The sequence below is a fragment of the Cupriavidus sp. YR651 genome, assembly GCF_900101625.1.
In the GTDB taxonomy this organism is placed as follows: Bacteria; Pseudomonadota; Gammaproteobacteria; order Burkholderiales; family Burkholderiaceae; genus Cupriavidus.
Genome location: NZ_FMYZ01000002.1, coordinates 359,251 through 379,363, shown reverse-complemented (window position 1 = coordinate 379,363; position 20,113 = coordinate 359,251). Strand labels below are relative to the sequence as shown.

The following is a 20,113-nucleotide window of genomic DNA, read 5'->3' as shown; positions in this document are numbered from 1 at the left end:
TTGGTCCGTCATTCATAGTGATCGTACTGGGACGTCGGCACCGGACGTGCGGTGACGGGCTCGTAGCCTGGCACGTTCAGGCGCAACATGTCCAGCGGGTTCGAGCCGATTTTCGACAGTCCGCGGAATTCCACCTGCAGGAAAATCCGGCCGGTGTAGCCCTGCGTGGTGTTGCGGAAACGCTGGTAGACCACGCGGCCCACCCAGCAGTCGGCGGCATATTCGATGCCGGCCAGCGCATCGACGAGCTGATTCGCCTCTTTGTCGAACGCCACGCGGCCAACGCCGTAGGTGCGGCGTGTCAGCGGCCACTGGCCGGACACTTCGAGCTGGTCGATGGCGGAATTGTCCGTCACCGACGTGGGGCGCCGGTAGCGGTAGCCGAAGTTCACCAGCTTGCGCGACTCCGGGCGCCACGAGAACGCCACGTTCGAGTAGTTCATGCGGTTGTCTTCGGGGCTGTACTGGATACCCGCATCGAGATAGTAGCCGCGAAACAGCTGGATTGTCGTGGCGGCCAGCAGGTCGGAATAGCTCGGCTTGGTGTCCTGCGTGGTGCCGCTGATCTGCACGCGCTGGCCGGTGAAATCGAAGCGCTGCGCGATCGTGCCGCGGAAGCGCTCGATACCGGTGTCGGATTCGATCAGGCGCGTGGTCACACCCGCCGTCAGCTTGTTGTTGTCCGCAACCCGGTCATTACCGGTGAAGGGATTCTCGCTGAAGATCTGCCCGTAGCCAAAGTCCGACTGCACGGTATCGAACAGCGGGAAGGCGCTCTGGTCGCGGAACGGCGTATAGACGTAGAACAGGCGCGGCTCCAGCGTCTGCGTGTAGTTCACGCCGAACAGCTTGCTCACGCTCGGCGCCGAGCGGTCGAACGTCATCCCCGTGTCCAGGCTCACGGTCGGCACCGTCCGGTTCAGCGTATTGGACGCACCAGTCGTATTGGTGCCCTGGTCCATGTTGTACTGCGCCGCGTTGAAGATGACCTTCGGCGTCACGAACCAGCCCGGACGGATGATCGGGTAGCTGATCACCGGCTGGATGAACGCGCGGCTGCCTTCCGGCTGCTGGATGCCGGTGCTGGTCAGCGGAATGCGGAAGCGCGTGTAGTCCGCTTCCACCGAGATATCGAAGCCATGGAAGTCATAGCGCGTGTAGCGGCCGTTCAACTGCGGCTCACGCTCGTACGACGGTTCGCTGGGCCGCAGCGTCTGGAACTTCTGCACCCGGGCGAGGAACACGAAGTCCTGCCAGGCGTAGACGACGCCACCTTCCTGCGTGTACTGGCGCAGCGTCGATTGCGACACCGAGCGCGTCAGATCGTCCGGGTACTGGTCGTCCGAAACCTTGCTGACGTTGGCGTAGGCCGTCAGGCCCGGGATGATCCGCTGGGTGTGCTGGATCGAGTAGGCCCAGCGGTCGCGGCCCGCCTTCTTGTCGTCCGGCAGGAACTCGCCCCGGATACGGCCGCTGTAGCCGTCGCCGAGGTAGCGGAAATCTTCACCCAGTTGCACGCCGCGCGAAGACAGCAGGCGCGGATAGAGCGTCAGGTCCCGGTTCGGCGCGAGGTTGAAGTAGTACGGGACGGTCAGGTCCAGGCCCGATTTCGAGCTGTAGCCGAACAGCGGCGCCAGCACGCCGCTGCGGCGCTCGTCATTGAGCGGGAACGTGAACGCGGGCGCACCGGCAATCGGCACATCGAAGAAACGCAGCACACCGCCATAGGCGGTGCCCACCTGGCGGTCGTTGTCGATATCCAGCTTGTTGGCGCTGAAATACCAGTCCGCGTTGTCCGGCGAGCAGGTCGTGTACGACGCCTTCTTCAGCGTGCTCCGGTCCGGGTCGATGAAGTCGATCCGCTCCGCACTGCCCGCGCCACCAGTCTGCTTGAAGTAGTAGTCCGGCGACAGCATGTAGCCTTCGTTGGCTTCCACGCGCATGCGGGCCTCGGGGCCCACGGCCAGCGTGCCGCCCTTGGACATGCGGACATTGCCGGTGGCGAATGCCTCATCGGTGTCCTGGTCGTAGGTCAGCTTGTCGCCCTTGATCACGGCGCCGTCACGGCGCAGTTCCGCATTGCCTTCCAGCGCCACACCCTTTTCGCTGTAGCCGTCAAGACGATCGCCAGACACATAGGCGGGCGCGCTGGGGTTGGATGGCGCGGACGGCGTGACGCTGATGCTGCTTCCGGTCGGCGCGGCCCGACCGCCCGGCTCGGCCAGCCGCGGCACCAGTTCGCCGGATTCCGGCGGTGGCGGAGGGGGCTCCGGTGTTTGCGTGACGGTCGGCTCCGCCACATCGATACCGGGAATGGCAGAGCCGGCGTTGTACTGGGCGTGCACGCTCACCGACAGGCCAGCCATGGCCAGCACGAGCGGGCGCAGCGCGCTGGCGGGCGGCAGGACGGCGCGCACGCGCCGGAGCCGGCCCGGTGGCTCAGGCGGTCGGGTGGCCGGATGATGCGGTGATCGTTCTTGTTCGGTCATTCGAGCGGTTGTCGGTCGGCTCGGCGTCGGGCGCTGCTGACGGACCGCGGACGGTCCATATCTCCCGCCAGCCCTTGCCGGAGCGGGCTGCGGGGCAACATAGGCCCCTCCCGGGGGCCACCCGGCGCCCGGGTCTGGTCGGGTATTATACGGGGCATCGTATCCTCCCTTTCCGGCATGGCAGCACTTCTTCACGACCCGGGCCACGACCCGCGCATCACACAACTCAAATCCTGGGTTGCCGGACTTGGCGCCGCATGGTCCATCGACCCTGATTCCTGCGCCCCGGCATCCGCCGACGCCAGCTTCCGGCGCTACTTCCGCGTCCGCACCGGCCACGCGGCGCATCCCACCGCCATCGTGATGGATGCGCCACCGACGCATGAGGACTGCGGGCCCTTCATCCATGTGGCCGCGCTCTTCGGCGAGGCCGGCGTGACCGTGCCAACCGTGCTGGCGCAGGACCTGGCGCAGGGATTCCTGCTGCTGGCCGACCTGGGCAGCCAGACGTACCTGTCCCGGCTGGACGAAACGTCGGCCAACGGCCTGTATGGCGATGCCGCCGCCGCGCTGGTGAAGATCCAGGCCGGCACGCGCCCCGGCACCCTGCCCGCCTACGACCGCGCGCTGCTGCAGCGGGAGCTGGACCTCTTCCCGCAGTGGTATGTGGCAAAGCATCTTGGCGTCACGCTCACGGAGGCCCAGCAGGCGGACCTGCACGAGGTCTTCGGCAGCATCCTGGCCAACAACCTGGCCCAGCCGCAGGTCTATGTGCACCGCGACTATCACTCCCGCAACCTGATGGTGATGCCGGATGGCGCCAATCCCGGCATCCTGGACTTCCAGGACGCGGTGATCGGCCCGATCACCTATGACGCGGTGTCGCTGTGGCGCGACGCCTATATCGAGTGGGACGAGGAACAGCAGCTCGACTGGCTGATCCGCTACTGGGAACGCGCACGCAAGGCCGGCCTGCCCGTGGCTGCCGATTTTGGCGATTTCTACCGCGACTACGAGTGGATGGGCCTGCAACGCCACCTGAAAGTCCTGGGCATCTTCGCCCGCCTGTATCACCGCGACGGCAAGGACGGCTACCTGGCCAACCTGCCGCTGGTGCTCAAGTACACGCGTAACGTCGCCGGCCGCTACAGCGAACTGCGCAAGCTCATGCGACTGCTGGATGCGCTGGAAGGCGCCGAGCGCCCGGCCGGCTACACGTTCTGAGCGTGCCACTCCCCTCGCCGCCCCCACCCTCCCTGTTGTCGACCGCTCCCCTGCCGCCCACCCGCGGCGGCGAGTGGTGGGCCGGCGTGCGCGCGCTGGCGCCCATGCTGCTGGGCGTGGTGCCGTTCGGCCTGATCTATGGCGTGCTGGCGGTCAATGCGGGCATGCCGGCGTGGCTCGCCTGCGCGATGAGCGCGATCGTGTTCGGCGGCGCCTCGCAGATGATCCTCACGCAACTGTGGTCGGCGGGCACGCCCGCGCTCGTGATCGCCTTCACGGTGGCAATGGTGAACCTGCGCCACGCGCTGTACTCCGCCACGATCGCCGCCTCGCTGGCACCGCTGCCGCGCCGGTGGAAAGCGCTGATCGCCTATCTGCTGACCGACGAAGCCTTTGCCGCGATGACGCGCCGCCTGGGAGACACCGGTGACCACCAGCGCTACCGCCACTGGTTCTATTTCGGCGCGGGCTTCGCGTTGTGGTCCAGCTGGCAGCTCTCCACGCTGGCTGGCGTACTGGTGGGCGCGCAGGTGCCCCGCGACTGGCCGCTCGATTTCTTCCTGCCGCTGACCTTTATCGCGATCATCGTGCCCAACCTGAAGCATCGTGCCCAGGTGGCGGCGGCGCTGGCGGCCACGGCGCTGGCGGTGGTCTGCTTCAGCCTGCCGCACAAGCTGGGCATCATGGTGGCGGCACTCGGCGGGATTGCCGTGGGCATGCTGCTGCTCGGCCGCGGACATGCCGCGCCGGGCCGCACGGAGCACAAGGAGCCCGCCGCATGAGCCCGATGACGCTGCTCTGGGTGTTCCTTGGCGCCGGAATGGCCACGTTCCTGATCCGCCTGTCCTTTATCGCCATCGAAGGCCGCGTGCGGTTGCCGGCATGGTTTCGGGTCGCACTGCAGTTCGTGCCGGCCGCGATGCTTTCGGCGCTGATCGCACCCGATCTGCTGATGCGCGATGGCACCCTCTATCTGAGCCCGCATAACACGCGGCTGCTGGCCGGGCTGGTGGCCATCGTCATCGCGGCCCGCACGCGCAGCGTCGGCTGGACGATCGCCGGCGGCATGGCCACCCTGATTGCACTGGAGTTCCTGCTGTGAAAGCGATGATTTTTGCCGCCGGCCGCGGCGACCGCATGCGGCCGCTGACCGACACCTGCCCCAAGCCGTTGCTCCCGGTGGGTGGCAAGCCGCTGATCGTCTGGAAGATCGAAGCGCTGGCCCGCGCCGGCTTCACCGATATCGTCATCAATCACGCGTGGCTCGGCGAGCAGCTGGAAGCCGCACTTGGCGATGGCGCGCGCCACGGCGTGCGCATCCATTGGTCGGCCGAAGGCAGCGCGCTGGAGACTGCCGGCGGGATTGCCCGGGCGTTGCCGCTGCTGACGGCCGGTCCCGCGGATGGCGGCATCTTCCTGGCGGTTTCGGGCGACATTTTCTGCGATTTCGACTTCCGCACGCTGCTGCCCCGCGCCCGTGAAATGGCCGGCGCGGCGCGCCCGCGCATGCATCTGGTCATGGTGCCGAATCCGCCGTTTCATCCGCGCGGCGACTTTGCGCTGGGCCCGGACGGGCGGCTGCACATGCCCGATGCCGCGAACCCCGGCGAGGCGCTGACGTTTGGCAATATCGGCCTGTACGACACCCGCCTGTTCCGCGACATCGAGCCCGGCGAGAAGGTGGCGATGTCGCCGTACTACCGCGCGGCGATTGCCGACGGCACGGCTACCGGCGAGCGCTTCGACGGTCGCTGGGAGAACGTTGGCACCCCGGCGCAGCTGGCCGCACTGGACGCGGCACTGACCGCCCCCGCCACCGGTACGCGCGGGGCCTGAGCGCCCCGCTCCCCGCGCCCGCGTGCCATCCCGGGCCGCGGGCAGCCCGCATCACGCGCCGACGGGTTTAGAATCGGCACATTCCCCCTCACCGCTTTCATCCCATGTCCGCACCCGACTCCGCTCTCCTTGGCGCGTGCCGCGACCGCCGCGCCCGTGTGCTGCAACACCTGCGTGCCGGCGGTGGCGGCGTGGCCATCGTGCCCACCGCGGCCGAAGCCATGCGCAATCGCGACAGCGACTACCCGTACCGGCACGACAGCTATTTCTATTACCTGACCGGCTTCACGGAACCCGAGGCCGTGCTGGTGCTCGTGGCCGGCGGGCCCGGCGACGGCGCCGACCGCAGCATCCTGTTCTGCCGCCCCAAGCATGAGGAGCGCGAGATCTGGGACGGTTTCCGCTACGGCCCGGAAGGCGCGCGCGCCACATTCGGCTTTGACGATGCGTACTCCGTCGAGGACATCGACACGCAACTGCCGCCGCTGCTGGCAAACCGGGCCCAGGTGGCCTACCCGCTGGCCGCATCGGCGGAGACGGACCTCAAGGTGCGCCGCTGGCTAGATGCCGTGCGCACGCAAGGCCGGGCTGGCGTGGCCGCCCCGCCCGTGGCGCTGGACGTGCGCACGCTGCTGGACGAGATGCGCCTGTTCAAGGATGCCGGCGAGATCGCCACCATGCGCCGCGCCGGCGAGATCTCGGCCCAGGCCCACGTCCGCGCGATGCGCACGTCGCGCCAGGGTCTGCGCGAGTACCACCTGGAGGCGGAGCTGCTCTATGAATTCCGTCGCCACGGCGCGCAAAGCGTGGCCTACAACTCGATCGTCGCCACTGGCGCCAACGCCTGCGTGCTGCACTACCGCGCCGGCCCCGCCGAACTGCGCGACGGCGATCTCTGCCTGATCGATGCCGGCTGCGAACTGGACGGCTACGCGTCGGACATCACGCGCACCTTCCCGGTCTCCGGCCGCTTCTCGCCGGCGCAACGCGAGCTTTATGACCTGGTGCTGGCCGCGCAGGAAGCCGCCATTGCCGAGACGCGTGCCGGCGTGCCTTACAACGTGCCGCACGACGCCGCCGTGCGCGTGCTGGCGCAGGGCATGCTCGATACCGGCCTGCTGGACCGCAACAAGGAAGGCTCGCTGGACGATGTGCTGGCAAGCGGCAGCTACCGCCGTTTCTACATGCACCGCACGGGCCACTGGCTCGGCATGGACGTGCACGACGTGGGCGAGTACCGCGTGCCGGGCCCGCTGCCCGCGGGGCACGAAGGCGAGCGCCCGTGGCGGCCGCTGCAGCCGGGCATGGTCCTGACCGTCGAACCCGGCATCTATGTGCGTCCGTCGGAAGACGTACCTGAACGCTACTGGCATATCGGCATCCGCATCGAGGACGACGCCGTGGTCACCGCAGGCGACTGCGAGATCCTGACGCGCGGCGTGCCGGTGAAGGCCGACGAGATCGAAGCGCTGATGCGCGACAAGGAGGGAGCATTGCAATGATGGATTGGCTGCGCAACCGGTTTTTCAATGCGGGCAGTGCAAAGCCCGCGACACGGCGCGTCGACCCGAACGTGCCGTTCGTGATCAATATGTTTGACGACCATGTGGTCGTGCATCGCCCTGACGCCCAGCGCGAGGAAATCTCGTGGGATGCGCTCGAACGCGTGGTCGTGCGCGTGTCCGACCGCGCGCCGTGGGCCGGCACCGCCTGGCTGATCCTCGCCGGCGACGCCGCCAGCCAGCAGGGTTGCGTGGTGCCGCTCGATGCCGCCAACCACGATTCGCTCGTGGAACGGCTGCAGGCGCTGCCCGATTTCAACCAGCAGAAACTGGACAACGCGATGCGCGACGCCGCCGCCGGCAAATCGCGCTCGGACGCGATCCTGTGGAAGCGCGCCGCCGCCAGCACGGAAGCCGCGACGCCCGCCCCTGGCGCGCGCGAGGAGCCCAGCCATGACTCAGCCGGACAGCACTGAACCCCGCGACATCGCCATCGTCGGCGGTGGCCCCGTCGGCCTGGCGCTGGCCAGCCAGTTGCTGCGCACTACACCTTGGCGCATCACGCTGATCGATGCCGCCACGCCCGCGCGGGCCGCACGCGATCCGCGCGCGATTGCGCTGTCCCATGGCAGCCGCCAGCTGCTGGAGCAGATCGGCGCGTGGCCCATGCCAATGCAGCCGATCGGGCATATCCACGTGTCGCAGCGCGGGCGTTTCGGCCACGTGAAATTGCACCATGACGACTACTGCGTGCCCGCGCTCGGCTACGTCGTGAAGTACGGCGACCTGTGCCAGACGCTTGAGCGCGCACTGGCTCGCGCGGCGGAAGCCGCACCCGGACGACTCGAACGCGCGTTCGAAACGCGCATCGACGAGATCGTCGAGAGCGACCCGCGCAACAAGCTTGAGAGCGCCGGCGTGCGGCTGACCGGAACGTCGCACGCCGACCACGACGGCCTGCCCGCCAGCTTCGCGGCGAGCATCGCCGTGCAGGCCGAAGGCGGCCTCTTCCATCAACAGGTCCAGCGCCTGTCGGGTGCAGCGGAATCGACACGGCGCCGCGACTACCAGCAGACCGCGATCATCGGCCATGTGACCTGTACGCAGCCGCAACCCGGCTGGGCATGGGAGCGTTTCACCGAGGAAGGCCCGCTGGCGCTGCTGCCCCATGACGAACACGGCACGCCGGGCTATGCGCTGGTGTGGTGCTGTGCACCCGAGCAGGCCGTGCGCCGGCTGGCGCTGCCGGAGGCCGCCTTTGCCGAGGAACTCGGCGAGGCATTCGGCACGCGGCTGGGCCGGTTCACCCTGATCGGCAAGCGCCACGCGTTTCCGCTCGGGCTCAATGCCGCGCCGGTGACGGTGAAGGGCCGTATCGCCGCCGTGGGCAACGCGGCCCAGACGCTGCACCCGGTGGCCGGGCAAGGACTGAACCTCGGTCTGCGCGATGCCTTTGCGCTGGCGGATTCGCTGCGCGGCGGCTGCACGCCGCAGGCGCTGCAGGCATTTGCCAGCCGCCACCGCGTGGATCGCGCGATGACCATCGGCGTGACCGACCTGCTGCCGCGCGTGTTTGGCATCGGCGGACCGCTGGCTGCCCATGCGCGTGGAGCGTCGCTGGCGGCGCTGGCCTGCATCGCCCCGCTCAAGGACGCCCTGGCGCGCCAGATGATGTACGGCGCACGCCGGTAGCGCGCACGTCGCCCCGCCGCACGCGGCGGTGGCGACAACGGTTCGGCTTTCGGCCCGGTGATTGTTGCCGGCACGCGTACCCGACCATCGGCACGGGCAGCTCTCGTCTCCAGCCGTCGATGGTCGCCGGCCCCGTGGCCCGCAGCCGACGGGGCCGGGCCGGTCCATGATATTTGCTCATTTCTTGAGCAACCCGTCCGGTTTGGCGGTAAAATCCCGCCCTCGCACATGACCCGACTCACGCCGACCGCAAGCTCGGCCGGGGCATGTCTTTGCATCCCGCCGCCCATCCCGGGGCTTCTCCTATCGTGCAGATCGGTCCGCATCGCCTTCGCAACAACCTGTTTGTCGCCCCCATGGCCGGGGTGACGGACCGGCCGTTCCGCCAGCTCTGCAAGCAGCTGGGGGCGGGCTATGCGGTGTCGGAGATGGTGGCGTCCAACGCCCAGCTCTGGAAGAGCGAGAAGACCATGCGCCGTGCCAATCATGCCGGCGAGGTGGAACCCATCTCGGTGCAGATCGCCGGTGCCGAGCCCGGCATGATGGCCGAGGCGGCCCGCTACAACGTGGACCGCGGCGCACAGATCATCGACATCAACATGGGGTGCCCGGCCAAGAAGGTCTGCAACGTCGCGGCCGGGTCGGCGCTGCTGCAGAACGAGCCGCTGGTGGTGCGCATCGTCGAAGCCGTGGTGGCCGCCGTGGGCGACCGCGTGCCGGTGACGCTGAAGATCCGCACGGGCTGGGATCGCGAGCACAAGAATGCGCTGCGCGTGGCGCGCCTGGTGGAAGACGCCGGCATCAGCATGCTGACGATCCACGGCCGCACGCGCGCGGACCTGTATCACGGCGAGGCCGAGTACGAGACGATCGCCGCGGTCAAGGCATCGATCCGCATTCCGGTGGTCGCCAACGGCGACATCGCCACGCCGCAGAAGGCGAAGCACGTGCTGGCGGTGACCGGCGCGGATGCGATCATGATCGGCCGCGCGGCGCAGGGCCGGCCGTGGCTGTTCCGCGAGATCGAACACTTCCTGGCGACCGGCGAGATGCTGCCGCCGCCCGAGGTGGCCGAGATCCGCGCGATCATGAACCACCACCTGGCCGATCACTACGACTTCTACGGCGAATTCACCGGGGTGCGCACCGCGCGCAAGCACATCGCGTGGTACACCCGCGGGCTCAAGGGCGCCAACCTGTTCCGGCATCGCATGAACACGCTGGAATCGACCGACGCGCAGCTGGAAGCGGTCAATGCGTTCTTTGACGAACAGGCGATGATTTCCGATCGCCTGGTTTATGTCGACGAGAACGCCGCAGTAACGGACGACGCCGAAGGCGCGCCGGATAAAAACAAATCTGAAAACAACAAGAAACGGGAACTGCTTGCCGCATGAGCCGCAACGCCATCGACCAATGCATCCGGGACAGCCTGGATACCTACTTTCGCGACCTGGACGGCGAAGAGCCGTCCAACATGTACAACATGGTGCTGGAGGCCGTGGAGCGCCCCCTGCTGGAAGCCGTGATGGTGCGCGCCGAGCGCAACCAGTCGCTGGCGGCCGCGTATCTCGGCATCAATCGCAACACGCTGCGCAAGAAGCTGCAGCAACACGGTTTACTTTGAAGCGTTCCCCCAAGCCATGATCAAGCAAGCCCTTCTCTCCGTTTCTGACAAGACCGGCATCGTCGATTTCGCGCGCGAACTGAACGCGCTCGGCGTGGTGCTGCTTTCCACCGGCGGCACCGCCAAGCTGCTGGCCGACGCCGGCCTGCCCGTGACGGAAGTGGCCGACTACACCGGCTTCCCCGAAATGCTGGACGGCCGCGTGAAAACGCTGCACCCCAAGGTGCACGGCGGCATCCTGGCGCGCCGCGACCTGCCCGAGCACATGGCCGCGCTGGCCGAGCACAACATCCCGACGATCGACCTGCTGGTGGTGAACCTGTACCCGTTCCAGCAGACCGTGGCCAAGGATGACTGCACGCTGCCGGACGCCATCGAGAACATCGACATCGGCGGCCCGACCATGCTGCGCTCGGCCGCCAAGAACCACCGCGACGTGACCGTGATCGTCGATCCGGCCGACTACGCCGTGGTGCTGGACGAAATGCGCGCCAGCGGCAACACCGTCGGCTACGACACCAACTTCCACCTGGCGACCAAGGTGTTCGCGCACACCGCGCAATACGACGGCGCGATCACCAACTACCTCACCAGCCTGGGCGCGGACAAGTCGCACCAGGCGCGCAGCGCCTTCCCGCAGACGCTGAACCTGGCCTTCGACAAGGTGCAGGAAATGCGTTATGGCGAGAATCCGCACCAGTCGGCGGCGTTCTACCGCGACCTGAAGACCGTGGACGGCGCGCTGGCCAACTACGTGCAGCTACAAGGCAAGGAACTGTCGTACAACAACATCGCCGACGCGGACGCCGCGTGGGAATGCGTGAAGTCGTTCGACGCCGCCGCCGGCGCCGCCTGCGTGATCATCAAGCACGCCAACCCGTGCGGCGTGGCCGTGGGTGTGAACGCGCAGGAAGCCTACGACAAGGCGTTCAAGACCGATTCGACCTCGGCATTCGGCGGCATCATCGCCTTCAACGTGGAACTGGACGAAGCCGCGGCGCAGGCCGTGGCCAGGCAGTTCGTGGAAGTGCTGATCGCGCCGTCGTTCAGCGCCGCGGCGCGCAAGGTGTTTGCCGCCAAGCAGAACGTGCGCCTGCTGGAAATCCCGCTGGGCAAGGCCGTGAACCAGTACGACCTGAAGCGCGTGGGCGGCGGCCTGCTGGTGCAGAGCCCGGACGCCAAGAACGTCCAGCCGGGCGAACTGCGCGTGGTGACCAAGCGCCACCCGACCCCGAAGGAAATGGACGACCTGATGTTCGCGTGGCGCGTGGCCAAGTTCGTGAAGTCGAACGCCATCGTGTTCTGTGGTGGCGGCATGACGCTGGGCGTCGGCGCCGGCCAGATGAGCCGCGTGGATTCGGCTCGCATCGCCAGCATCAAGGCGCAGAACGCCGGGCTGACCCTGGCCGGTTCCGCGGTGGCTTCGGACGCATTCTTCCCGTTCCGCGACGGTCTGGACGTGGTGGTGGACGCCGGCGCGAGCTGCGTGATCCAGCCGGGCGGCTCGGTCCGTGACGACGAGGTGATCGCCGCCGCCGACGAGCGGAACATCGCGATGGTGCTGACCGGCACGCGCCACTTCCGCCACTGATCAGCGTCTCGTTTTTGCACGAAGGCCTTCGATGTCCGCATCGAAGGCCTTTTTGTTTTGGGGATTGCCGTTACACTACGCCCGCCAACTCCCTCTGAATTCATGCGCATCCTTGGCATCGACCCCGGTCTGCGGACCACCGGCTTCGGCGTGTTGGAAAAACACGGCAGCAAGCTCGCCTACGTGGCCTCCGGCACGATCAGGAGCGACGGCAACTCCAGCCTGCCCGAACGGCTGAAGACGCTCTTTGACGGGATCTCCGAGGTGGCGCGGACCTATGCGCCCGACTGCGCGGCCATCGAAAAGGTCTTCGTCAACGTCAACCCGCAATCCACGCTGTTGCTCGGCCAGGCGCGCGGCGCCGCCATCTGCGGGCTGGTTGGCCAGGGCCTGCCCGTGTTCGAGTACACCGCGCTGCAGCTGAAGGTGGCGGTGGTCGGATATGGCCGCGCCAACAAGGAGCAGGTACAGGAGATGGTCATGCGGCTGCTGTCGCTGTCGGGGCGGCCCAGCTCCGATGCGGCCGATGCGCTCGGCGTGGCGATCTGCCACGCGAACGGCGGCGACACGCTCGGCACGCTGGCCGGCATGGCGCCCGAACTGGCCCGCAAGGGCTTGCGCGTCCGCCGTGGCCGCCTGATTGGCTGATTGGCTGATTGGCTGTTCGGCGGCTGATCCGCCCGATCCGGTCGCCTGATCCGTCGCCTGCAGGCCGCCTGATCCGTTTGGCCGACCTGCCCGGCTGCGCATTGGGGTCCGGTTTCCCGCGTCGGCCAGCTGCCCGACAGGCCCGCACCCGCTTCGTCTCTTACAATCGGCGTTCGTCCACGAGGAACGTCCCGATGCGCCATCCGATCGTTATCCGTCTTGCCGTCGCCGCCGCCACCGCCACGCTGTTCGCCGGCTGCGTGACGCCGCCCCGGGCCCCTACCGCCGCGACGCCTGCTCACCCGGTCACCCCACCCGCCACGCTGGCGCCCAAAGCGCTGGTGATCGGCCACCGGGGCGCCAGCGCCCTGCGGCCCGAGCACACGCTCGCGTCCTACGCCAAGGCCATCGAAGACGGCGCCGACATCATCGAGCCAGACCTGGTGCCAACCCGGGACGGCGTGCTGGTGGCGCGGCACGAGAACGACATCACCGGCACCACCAACGTCGCCGAGCTGCCGCAGTTTGCCGACCGCAAGCGCATCAAGGTCATCGACGGCGAGCGGCTGACGGGCTGGTTCACCGAGGACTTCACCCTGGCCGAGCTCAAGATGCTGCGCGCCCGCGAGCGGATTCCCAAGCTGCGCCCCGCCAACGCCAAGCTGAACGATCAGTTCGAGGTGCCCACGTTCGACGAAATCCTGAAGCTCGCCGAACAGGCCGCGCAAAAGCGTGGGCGGCCCGTCGGCCTTTATCCGGAACTGAAGCATCCGAGCTACTTCCGCGGCATTGGCCTGCCTCTCGAGGAAAAGGTCGTGGCCACGCTGCAAGGCAACTTCTACGCCCGCACGGCACCGGTTTACGTGCAATCGTTCGAGGTCGGGCCGCTGCGCACCGTGAAGCGACTGCTGGGCACGTCGATGCCAAACGTGAAGATCGTCCAGCTCATCGGCAACCCGCGCAACCGGCCCGCCGACTGGCGCCTGGCCGGCGACACCCGCACCTATGCGGACATGCTGACACCGCTGGGCCTGCGCGAAGTGGCCGCCTATGCCAACGGCATCGGCCCGGAGAAGAACAGCGTCGTGCCGCGTGACGCGCAGGGCGGGCTGGCCTCGCCCACCGCGCTCGTGGCCAATGCCCACGCTGCCGGGCTCGTCGTCCATCCGTACACGTTCCGGCCCGAGAACAATTTCCTGCCGACGCCCCTGCGCGCCGCCGGCGACGACGCCACGCGTAGTCCGTCCGGGATGATCCGCGAGATCCAGGCCTTCGTCGCCGCCGGCGTGGACGGCGTCTTCACGGACGATCCGGCATTGGGACGTCGCGCCGTGGACACACCCGTCACCGCCGCCCAATAAACACGATCCAGCAATACGGCTGGCCGCGCTACACTTGCGGCCACTTTCGCCTTCCCCATTCGCTTCATCATGATCGGACGCATCGCCGGCACCCTGCTCGAGAAGAATCCCCCGCATCTGCTGGTCGACTGCCACGGCGTCGGCTATGAGATCGATGTGCCGATGAGCACGTTCTACAACCTGCCCGCGGTCGGCCAGCCCGTGACGCTGCTCACGCAGCAGATCGTGCGCGAGGACGCGCACCTGCTGTACGGCTTCGGCTCCGCGTCGGAGCGCAACACGTTCCGCGAACTGATCAAGATCACCGGCATCGGCGCCCGCATGGCCCTGGCCGTCCTGTCGGGGCTCTCGGTCTCCGAACTGGCGCAGGCCATCACGCTGCAGGAGGCCGGCCGGCTGACGCGCATTCCCGGCATCGGCAAGAAGACCGCGGAGCGGCTGCTGCTGGAGCTCAAGGGCAAGCTGGGCGCCGAACTGGGTCACGCACCGGGCGGCACGCCGGTGCACGACAGCGCGGTGGACATCCTCAACGCGCTGCTGGCACTGGGTTACTCGGAAAAGGAAGCCGCGCTGGCCATCAAGCAGGTGCCAGCCGGCACCGGCGTGTCCGACGGCATCAAGCTGGCCCTCAAGGCGCTCTCCAAGGGCTAGGGGCCACGATCGATCCGATCCTCGCGTCCGGCCAGAACGCTATTGCTTCATTCTGATAGCGCCTCTGACGCCTTGGGGCCACCCAGGGCGGCCAGCGTAGAATGGCGGCAACTCGTATTCCACTGCCATGATTGAAACCGACAAGCTGACCGGCGCCGACCGCATTCCCGACCGCGTGATTTCGGCCACGCCCGCCTCCACCCACGAGGAGGCCTTCGAGCGCGCCCTCCGGCCCAAGCTGCTGGACGAGTACGTCGGCCAGGAAAAGGTGCGCGGACAGCTGGACATCTTCATGCATGCGGCCCGCAACCGCCGCGAGGCGCTGGACCACGTGCTGCTGTTTGGCCCGCCGGGCCTGGGCAAGACCACGCTGGCCCACATCATCGCGCGCGAGATGGGTGTCAACCTGCGCCAGACGTCGGGGCCCGTGCTCGAGCGCCCGGGCGACCTGGCCGCGCTGCTGACGAACCTGGAAGCCAACGACGTCCTGTTCATCGATGAAATCCACCGGCTGTCGCCGGTTGTCGAGGAAATCCTGTACCCGGCGCTGGAGGACTACCAGATCGACATCATGATCGGCGAAGGGCCGGCGGCCCGGTCCGTGAAACTGGACCTGCAGCCATTTACGCTGGTGGGCGCCACCACGCGGGCTGGCATGCTGACCAATCCGCTGCGGGACCGCTTCGGCATCGTGGCCCGGCTGGAGTTCTATACCGCGGAGGAACTCGCGCGCATCGTCACGCGCTCCGCGCAGTTGCTCAATGCCACCATCGACGCGAAAGGCGCGCTCGAGATCGCGCGCCGCGCGCGCGGCACGCCCCGGATCGCCAACCGCCTGCTGCGCCGCGTGCGCGACTATGCCGAGGTCAAGAGCGACGGCACGATTACCCGCGAACTGGCCGACGCCGCACTGGCCATGCTCGACGTGGACCGCGTGGGCTTCGACCTGATGGACCGCAAGTTGCTGGAAGCCGTGCTGCACAAATTTGGCGGCGGCCCGGTCGGCGTGGACAACCTGGCCGCGGCGATCGGCGAGGAGCGCGACACGATCGAAGACGTGCTGGAACCGTACCTGATCCAGCAGGGCTACCTGCAGCGCACGCCGCGCGGTCGCGTGGCCACGGCGGCCGCATACCTGCATTTCGGCCTGGCCTCGCCGCAGGGCGAAACCGGCGGCGCGCCGTCCGACGCACCCTGATTCCTCCCCGCCCCCGGGCGCCAGACCCGGGGCAACCGATGCCTGCTGCGGTGCGCCAGCAGCAACATGCCGCAGCGCACGCGCCTCAATTAAACGTTTTCAAGCACCATCCCAAATTTTTTCGAAGTGGATTGCTTGGCCCACGGCCTCTTGTCCACAATGGCTGCATCAAATCCGATGATCACGCCTGCGGGCGACAAGGACAGCCATGACCATTCGCGTAAGCCCGACCTTCGCCCTTGCAGCCGCCGTAGCCAGCCTGGCCTTTGCCACCGCCGGTACTGTGCATGCGCAAAAGACGCCTGCTCCCATCGGCGTGGCGGAGGAAGCCGTGATCAGCGGCAAGGTCGTGGAGGTCAATCCCGACACCAAGGCCGTCATCATCCAGGGTCCGCGGGGCAACGTGGTGGAAATGGTGGCCGGTGACGAAGCCAAGAATATCGGCAACGTGCGCAAGGGCGATATTGTCACGCTCACCCGCGGCGCCGCCATCGTGGCGTCGCTGGAGCCGGTGGGCAGCAAGGACACCGCCCTGGTGGAGCAGGTGGAACGCACCTCCCGCGCGGCCGATGGCGGCAAACCCGGCGTGATGCGGGAAATCACCACCACGATCACCGCCCAGATCACCAAGGTGGATACCGCCAAGCGCACCATCACCTTCCGCGGTCCGCGCGAGACGCTGCGGACGGTGAAAGTCAACGACCCCAATATCGACCTGTCCAACATCAAGCAGGGACAGATGGCCAAGATCGTGGTCCGCGAAATCGTGGCCATCACGGTGAAGTCGCCGAGCGCGGGCTGAGTCCGGGTTCTCCGAAAAAGAGTCGAATGCAGTACTTTTCCCCATCAGGAGGTTGCATATGAATCGACGCCACTTTGTGACCCGGGTTGCCGGGTCTGGCCTGGTAGTGGCCACGGCCTTCGCTGCCGGTTGCACCACCACTGGCACCAGCTCGCCGACGGACTCCGCCGCGAAGAAACAGGAGATCGACGCAGGCGTGGATGGCGCGCTGAACCGGCTCTATGCATCCGTGGACGGCTCGCGTGAACTGGCCAGCCGCGCCCAGGGCATCCTCGTTTTCCCGCGCGTGATTGGCGGCGGCCTGGTGGTGGGGGCCGAGTATGGCGATGGTGCGCTGCGTTCGAAGGGCGCCACGGTGGGCTACTACCGCACCATCTCCGGATCGTTCGGGCTGATCGCGGGCGGCCAGTCCAAGGCCATGATCATCATGTTCATGACGCCGGAGGCGTACAACAAGTTCGTCCAGTCCAGCGGCTGGACGGCCGGCGTGGACGCCAGCGTGGCGATAGCCAAGGTGGGCGCCAACGGCAAGCTGGATACGGTCACGGGCCAGCAGCCGGTGGTCGGCTTCGTGCAGACCAATGCCGGCCTGATGTTCGATGTCTCGCTGGACGGATCCAAGATCAGCAAGCTGTCGCTCTGAGTTTTTTCCCTGTCGTCGCAGGCTCATTGCTCCCGGCTCCGGCCGGGAGCTTTCTTTTGGCCACAGCCTCCGGCGCGTCAGGCGCCTCGCTGGCATAATCGCGCGAAACCGCCGCGCCGTCGCTTGTCGCGGACCGACAAGACCGTGTCGACGACCGGAACCTGACAATGCCCGAGCCCCACGCCGCCCCCGCCCACGCCGCCGCACACGCGTCCACGCCCCCCTCCACACATACCGGACGCGTCTATCGCTACTACGACCTCGTGATGGTGGCATTCGTCACGGTGCTGCTCTGCTCCAACCTGATTGGCGCCGCCAAGGCGGCGCAGGTCGACCTGCCAGTGCTGGGGCCGGTCGTCTTTGGCGCCGGCGTGCTGTTCTTCCCGATCTCCTACATCTTCGGCGACGTGCTGACCGAGGTTTACGGCTATGGGCGGGATCGTCGCGTGGTTTGGGCCGGTTTCGCGGCGCTGGCCTTCGCCACGTTCATGAGCCTGGTGGTGCTGAAGATGCCGGTGGCGCCGTTCATGGCGGACTATCAGAAAAGCCTGGAGGAGGTGTTCGGCAACACATGGCGGATTGCACTGGGGTCGCTGATCGCCTTCTGCTGCGGCAGCTTTGCCAACAGCTACGTGCTGGCCAAGATGAAGCTATGGACGGGTGGCCGCTGGCTGTGGACGCGCACGATCGGCTCGACACTGGCGGGCGAGCTCGTCGACTCGTCCTTGTTCTACGTGATTGCGTTCTATGGCATCTGGCCGCTGGAAAAGGTGATCCAGGTGGCGGTAGCCCAGTACGTGCTCAAAACCGGCTGGGAGGTCGTGATGACGCCCGTGACCTACAAGGTAGTCGGCTTCCTGAAGCGGGCGGAGAACGAGGACTGGTTCGATCGCCACACCAACTTCACGCCGTTCCGGCTGAAGGTCTGAACGGGCCGGGGCTGGACGCGGGCGGGTCCAGGCAGGCTCAGGGCACCCGCTTGTCCACCTCATCCAGCGCCAGCGCCTCCAGATGGGCCACGTCGGCCCACTGCAGCAGCGTCAGGTGCGTGCTGTCGCTACGCAGCCGGTTGACACTGGCGTTGAGAAGTTCGTGCTGGCGTGGCGCCTCCAGCGTCATGCCGGTGGCCTCGCGATAGAGGCAGTCGAGCACGCCGCCATGGGCGACCAGCGCGATGCGCTCGCCCGGATGCCGGCGCGACAGCGACAGCGCAATCTCGACGGCACGCTCATGAAAGGTGAGCAAGGATTCACCTGCCGGTGGCGCGTAGTCCGGCACGCGTGCCTGCCAGCGTGCGAAATCCTCCGGGCGCTTTTCCGCCACCTCCGCGTACGTCATGCCTTGCAGGTCGCCGTAGCAGCGCTCGCGCAGGCGCGGCTCCGGACGCACCGGCAACCCCAGCGTCCCGGCCAGCGGCGCGGCGGTTTCCATCGCACGGCCGAGGTCGCTCGAATAGACCGCGTCGATCGGCTCGCCAGCCAGCGCCTCGGCCAGCGCGCGCGCCTGCGCACGGCCCGTGTCGTTCAGCGGGATGTCGATCTGGCCTTGCAGGCGCCGTTCCTTGTTCCAGGCCGTCTCGCCATGGCGGATCACGATCAGGTGGGTGAAGGCCAGCGACTGCGGCCCGGTGCTTTGCGACATGCCGGTTCCTTGGGGCGACGTCCGCGCCGGGTCTCTCGCCCGGCGACGGTTGAATTACCTGGCGACGTTGGGGTTGAGCGTGTACGTGCCGGTCACGCTGGCTTGCGCCAGCACGTGGCCCTGGATGGCGCGGCGAGCGTCGGCGCCCGTGAAGTTGCCTTCGACGGGCAGGCGGTCGATATCGAGCGCATACACGGTGAACACATAGTGGTGGACGATCGAGTCGTTCCACGGCGGGCACGGGCCGTCATAGCCGAAGTAGTCGCCCTTCATGTCCGGATCGTTCGCAAACCAGCCCGTGTAGTCATTCAGGCCGTGACGCAGGCCGCCAGCCGTGGCGGTGCCGACCAGCGCCTCCGGCCCCGGCTTGCCGCGCGCGATCACGCCGTCGCTGTGCGAGCCGGCCGAGATCGTGTTCAGGCCGGGCGGGATATCGACCAGCACCCAGTGGAAGAAATCCACGCGCGGCAGCGACGCCGGCACTTCACGGCCTTCCTGGTTCACGTCGTCGCCCTTGCTGGGCACATCGGGATCATGGCAGATCAGCGCGAACGACCGCGTGCCAGCCGGCACGTCGTCCCAATGCAGGTCCGGGTTGCGGTTGTTCGACAACGCCACGTGGTTCGCCGCATCGGGCACGCAGAAGGCGAACTCGCCGGGAATCGGCGCATTGTCGGCAAAGGCCTTGCTCCAGAGTTTCATGGGGATCTCCTTCAGGGTATCGATGGCCGTGGCGTCATGCCGTGCCGGCCGGCGCTACGCGCAGCCAGAACGTCACCGGGCCATCGTTGGTCAGGCTGACCTGCATCATCGCGCCGAATTCGCCGGTCTGGACCGACGGATGCGCGGCGCGGGCGCGGGTCACGAAGTGGTCGTACAGCCGGCGGCCGTCCTCGGGGGACGCCGCCGGTGTAAAGCTGGGCCGCGTGCCGCTGTTGGTATCGGCCGCGAGCGTGAATTGCGACACCACCAGCAGGCCACCGGCGGTCCCATTGCCGTCGATGTTCTGCACGGGCAGGTTCATCTTGCCGTCGGCATCCGAGAACACGCGGTAGGCGAGCATCTTGGCCAGCAGGCGCTCGGCCTGGGCCTCGGTGTCGCCGCGTTCGGCGCAGACCAGCGCCAGCAGCCCCGCGCCGATCTCGCCGGTGGTACGGCCCTCCACGGTGACGCGGGCCTGGGCCACGCGCTGGATCAAGGCAATCATC

Annotated in this window: 21 protein-coding genes; 17 read left to right on the top strand and 4 right to left on the bottom strand. The window is 67.5% G+C overall.

Annotated features, from left to right (window positions below; translation table 11 throughout):
- Positions 1-8 precede the first annotated feature (8 nt).
- A complete protein-coding gene (locus BLR29_RS07885) occupies positions 9-2,489 on the bottom strand; it encodes an LPS-assembly protein LptD (protein ID WP_092135980.1) in 2,481 nt (826 codons plus the stop codon).
- 177 nt (positions 2,490-2,666) lie between these two features.
- On the opposite strand from BLR29_RS07885, the gene BLR29_RS07880 reads away from it, so the two are divergent.
- From BLR29_RS07880 to BLR29_RS07800, 17 genes are all read left to right on the top strand, one after another.
- Entirely contained in the window at positions 2,667-3,713 is a 1,047-nt protein-coding gene (locus tag BLR29_RS07880) for an aminoglycoside phosphotransferase family protein (RefSeq protein WP_092135978.1), read from the top strand.
- A 104-nt stretch (positions 3,714-3,817) separates the two neighbouring features.
- Complete coding sequence (locus BLR29_RS07875; protein WP_255371161.1) at positions 3,818-4,495, top strand: AzlC family ABC transporter permease; 678 nt, start codon at positions 3,818-3,820, stop codon at positions 4,493-4,495.
- Positions 4,492-4,815 (top strand): AzlD domain-containing protein, encoded by a 324-nt coding sequence (locus BLR29_RS07870; RefSeq protein WP_092135977.1) that lies wholly within the window; start codon positions 4,492-4,494, stop codon positions 4,813-4,815. The genes BLR29_RS07875 and BLR29_RS07870 overlap by 4 nt, the downstream gene beginning before the upstream one ends.
- Positions 4,812-5,549, top strand: a complete 738-nt coding sequence (gene murU, locus BLR29_RS07865; protein WP_092135975.1) for an N-acetylmuramate alpha-1-phosphate uridylyltransferase MurU — start codon at positions 4,812-4,814, stop codon at positions 5,547-5,549. The genes BLR29_RS07870 and murU overlap by 4 nt, the downstream gene beginning before the upstream one ends.
- Positions 5,550-5,653: 104 nt before the next feature.
- Positions 5,654-7,051, top strand: a complete 1,398-nt coding sequence (locus tag BLR29_RS07860) for an aminopeptidase P N-terminal domain-containing protein (RefSeq protein ID WP_092135974.1) — start codon at positions 5,654-5,656, stop codon at positions 7,049-7,051.
- Positions 7,048-7,527: a hypothetical protein gene (locus BLR29_RS07855; protein ID WP_092135972.1), complete on the top strand. Its 480-nt coding sequence runs from the start codon at positions 7,048-7,050 to the stop codon at positions 7,525-7,527. Before BLR29_RS07860 ends, BLR29_RS07855 begins: the two co-directional genes overlap by 4 nt.
- The gene (locus tag BLR29_RS07850) at positions 7,505-8,743 is read left to right on the top strand and encodes a UbiH/UbiF/VisC/COQ6 family ubiquinone biosynthesis hydroxylase (RefSeq protein ID WP_092135971.1); all 1,239 of its coding nucleotides are present in this window, start codon (positions 7,505-7,507) and stop codon (positions 8,741-8,743) included. The genes BLR29_RS07855 and BLR29_RS07850 overlap by 23 nt, the downstream gene beginning before the upstream one ends.
- A 308-nt stretch (positions 8,744-9,051) precedes the next feature.
- Positions 9,052-10,140 carry a tRNA dihydrouridine synthase DusB gene (dusB, locus tag BLR29_RS07845; RefSeq protein ID WP_092135969.1) on the top strand — a complete coding sequence of 363 codons (1,089 nt, stop codon included), beginning with the start codon at positions 9,052-9,054 and terminating at the stop codon, positions 10,138-10,140.
- Entirely contained in the window at positions 10,137-10,370 is a 234-nt protein-coding gene (locus tag BLR29_RS07840) for a Fis family transcriptional regulator (protein ID WP_019447044.1), read from the top strand. The genes dusB and BLR29_RS07840 overlap by 4 nt, the downstream gene beginning before the upstream one ends.
- 16 nt (positions 10,371-10,386) lie before the next feature.
- The gene (gene purH, locus BLR29_RS07835; protein WP_092135968.1) at positions 10,387-11,961 is read left to right on the top strand and encodes a bifunctional phosphoribosylaminoimidazolecarboxamide formyltransferase/IMP cyclohydrolase; all 1,575 of its coding nucleotides are present in this window, start codon (positions 10,387-10,389) and stop codon (positions 11,959-11,961) included.
- A 102-nt stretch (positions 11,962-12,063) separates the two neighbouring features.
- A complete protein-coding gene (gene ruvC, locus BLR29_RS07830; protein ID WP_092135966.1) occupies positions 12,064-12,609 on the top strand; it encodes a crossover junction endodeoxyribonuclease RuvC in 546 nt (181 codons plus the stop codon).
- 194 nt (positions 12,610-12,803) lie between these two features.
- A complete protein-coding gene (locus BLR29_RS07825) occupies positions 12,804-13,970 on the top strand; it encodes a glycerophosphodiester phosphodiesterase (protein WP_092135965.1) in 1,167 nt (388 codons plus the stop codon).
- Positions 13,971-14,039: 69 nt separating this feature from the next.
- Complete coding sequence (gene ruvA / locus BLR29_RS07820; protein ID WP_092135963.1) at positions 14,040-14,621, top strand: Holliday junction branch migration protein RuvA; 582 nt, start codon at positions 14,040-14,042, stop codon at positions 14,619-14,621.
- A 127-nt stretch (positions 14,622-14,748) separates the two neighbouring features.
- Positions 14,749-15,819: a Holliday junction branch migration DNA helicase RuvB gene (gene ruvB / locus BLR29_RS07815; RefSeq protein WP_092135962.1), complete on the top strand. Its 1,071-nt coding sequence runs from the start codon at positions 14,749-14,751 to the stop codon at positions 15,817-15,819.
- A gap of 208 nt (positions 15,820-16,027) precedes the next feature.
- Positions 16,028-16,621, top strand: coding sequence for a hypothetical protein (locus BLR29_RS07810; RefSeq protein WP_092135960.1), 594 nt, complete (start codon positions 16,028-16,030; stop codon positions 16,619-16,621).
- 58 nt (positions 16,622-16,679) lie between these two features.
- On the top strand, positions 16,680-17,264 hold the full coding sequence (locus tag BLR29_RS07805; RefSeq protein ID WP_092135959.1) for a BPSL1445 family SYLF domain-containing lipoprotein: 585 nt from the start codon (positions 16,680-16,682) through the stop codon (positions 17,262-17,264).
- Positions 17,265-17,530: 266 nt separating this feature from the next.
- Positions 17,531-18,193, top strand: coding sequence for a queuosine precursor transporter (locus BLR29_RS07800; protein WP_255371160.1), 663 nt, complete (start codon positions 17,531-17,533; stop codon positions 18,191-18,193).
- 37 nt (positions 18,194-18,230) lie between these two features.
- Here the strand turns inward: BLR29_RS07800 and BLR29_RS07795 are convergent, their stop codons facing one another.
- Genes BLR29_RS07795 through dtd form a run of 3 tightly spaced genes read right to left on the bottom strand, consistent with a single transcriptional unit; the run spans position 18,231 to position 20,112 of the window.
- The gene (locus tag BLR29_RS07795) at positions 18,231-18,905 is read right to left on the bottom strand and encodes a histidine phosphatase family protein (RefSeq protein ID WP_092135956.1); all 675 of its coding nucleotides are present in this window, start codon (positions 18,903-18,905) and stop codon (positions 18,231-18,233) included.
- A gap of 54 nt (positions 18,906-18,959) precedes the next feature.
- Positions 18,960-19,607, bottom strand: coding sequence for a YbhB/YbcL family Raf kinase inhibitor-like protein (locus tag BLR29_RS07790; RefSeq protein WP_092135954.1), 648 nt, complete (start codon positions 19,605-19,607; stop codon positions 18,960-18,962).
- Positions 19,608-19,641: 34 nt separating this feature from the next.
- Positions 19,642-20,112 carry a D-aminoacyl-tRNA deacylase gene (gene dtd / locus BLR29_RS07785; RefSeq protein ID WP_092135952.1) on the bottom strand — a complete coding sequence of 157 codons (471 nt, stop codon included), beginning with the start codon at positions 20,110-20,112 and terminating at the stop codon, positions 19,642-19,644.
- Position 20,113: the final 1 nt, after the last annotated feature.

Excerpts from the sequence above, each read along its gene's own strand:
- BLR29_RS07810 (WP_092135960.1), top strand. The coding sequence starts at position 16,028 with ATGACCATTCGCGTAAGCCCGACCTTCGCCCTTGCAGCCGCCGTAGCC.
- BLR29_RS07885 (WP_092135980.1), bottom strand. The coding sequence starts at position 2,489 with ATGACCGAACAAGAACGATCACCGCATCATCCGGCCACCCGACCGCCT.
- BLR29_RS07870 (WP_092135977.1), top strand. The coding sequence starts at position 4,492 with ATGAGCCCGATGACGCTGCTCTGGGTGTTCCTTGGCGCCGGAATGGCC.
- BLR29_RS07795 (WP_092135956.1), bottom strand. The coding sequence starts at position 18,905 with ATGTCGCAAAGCACCGGGCCGCAGTCGCTGGCCTTCACCCACCTGATC.
- dtd (WP_092135952.1), bottom strand. The coding sequence starts at position 20,112 with ATGATTGCCTTGATCCAGCGCGTGGCCCAGGCCCGCGTCACCGTGGAG.
- BLR29_RS07840 (WP_019447044.1), top strand. The coding sequence starts at position 10,137 with ATGAGCCGCAACGCCATCGACCAATGCATCCGGGACAGCCTGGATACC.
- BLR29_RS07805 (WP_092135959.1), top strand. The coding sequence starts at position 16,680 with ATGAATCGACGCCACTTTGTGACCCGGGTTGCCGGGTCTGGCCTGGTA.
- ruvB (WP_092135962.1), top strand. The coding sequence starts at position 14,749 with ATGATTGAAACCGACAAGCTGACCGGCGCCGACCGCATTCCCGACCGC.
- BLR29_RS07825 (WP_092135965.1), top strand. The coding sequence starts at position 12,804 with ATGCGCCATCCGATCGTTATCCGTCTTGCCGTCGCCGCCGCCACCGCC.
- BLR29_RS07850 (WP_092135971.1), top strand. The coding sequence starts at position 7,505 with ATGACTCAGCCGGACAGCACTGAACCCCGCGACATCGCCATCGTCGGC.
- BLR29_RS07875 (WP_255371161.1), top strand. The coding sequence starts at position 3,818 with ATGCTGCTGGGCGTGGTGCCGTTCGGCCTGATCTATGGCGTGCTGGCG.
- BLR29_RS07800 (WP_255371160.1), top strand. The coding sequence starts at position 17,531 with ATGGTGGCATTCGTCACGGTGCTGCTCTGCTCCAACCTGATTGGCGCC.
- BLR29_RS07855 (WP_092135972.1), top strand. The coding sequence starts at position 7,048 with ATGATGGATTGGCTGCGCAACCGGTTTTTCAATGCGGGCAGTGCAAAG.
- BLR29_RS07790 (WP_092135954.1), bottom strand. The coding sequence starts at position 19,607 with ATGAAACTCTGGAGCAAGGCCTTTGCCGACAATGCGCCGATTCCCGGC.
- BLR29_RS07860 (WP_092135974.1), top strand. The coding sequence starts at position 5,654 with ATGTCCGCACCCGACTCCGCTCTCCTTGGCGCGTGCCGCGACCGCCGC.
- BLR29_RS07880 (WP_092135978.1), top strand. The coding sequence starts at position 2,667 with ATGGCAGCACTTCTTCACGACCCGGGCCACGACCCGCGCATCACACAA.
- ruvC (WP_092135966.1), top strand. The coding sequence starts at position 12,064 with ATGCGCATCCTTGGCATCGACCCCGGTCTGCGGACCACCGGCTTCGGC.
- purH (WP_092135968.1), top strand. The coding sequence starts at position 10,387 with ATGATCAAGCAAGCCCTTCTCTCCGTTTCTGACAAGACCGGCATCGTC.
- ruvA (WP_092135963.1), top strand. The coding sequence starts at position 14,040 with ATGATCGGACGCATCGCCGGCACCCTGCTCGAGAAGAATCCCCCGCAT.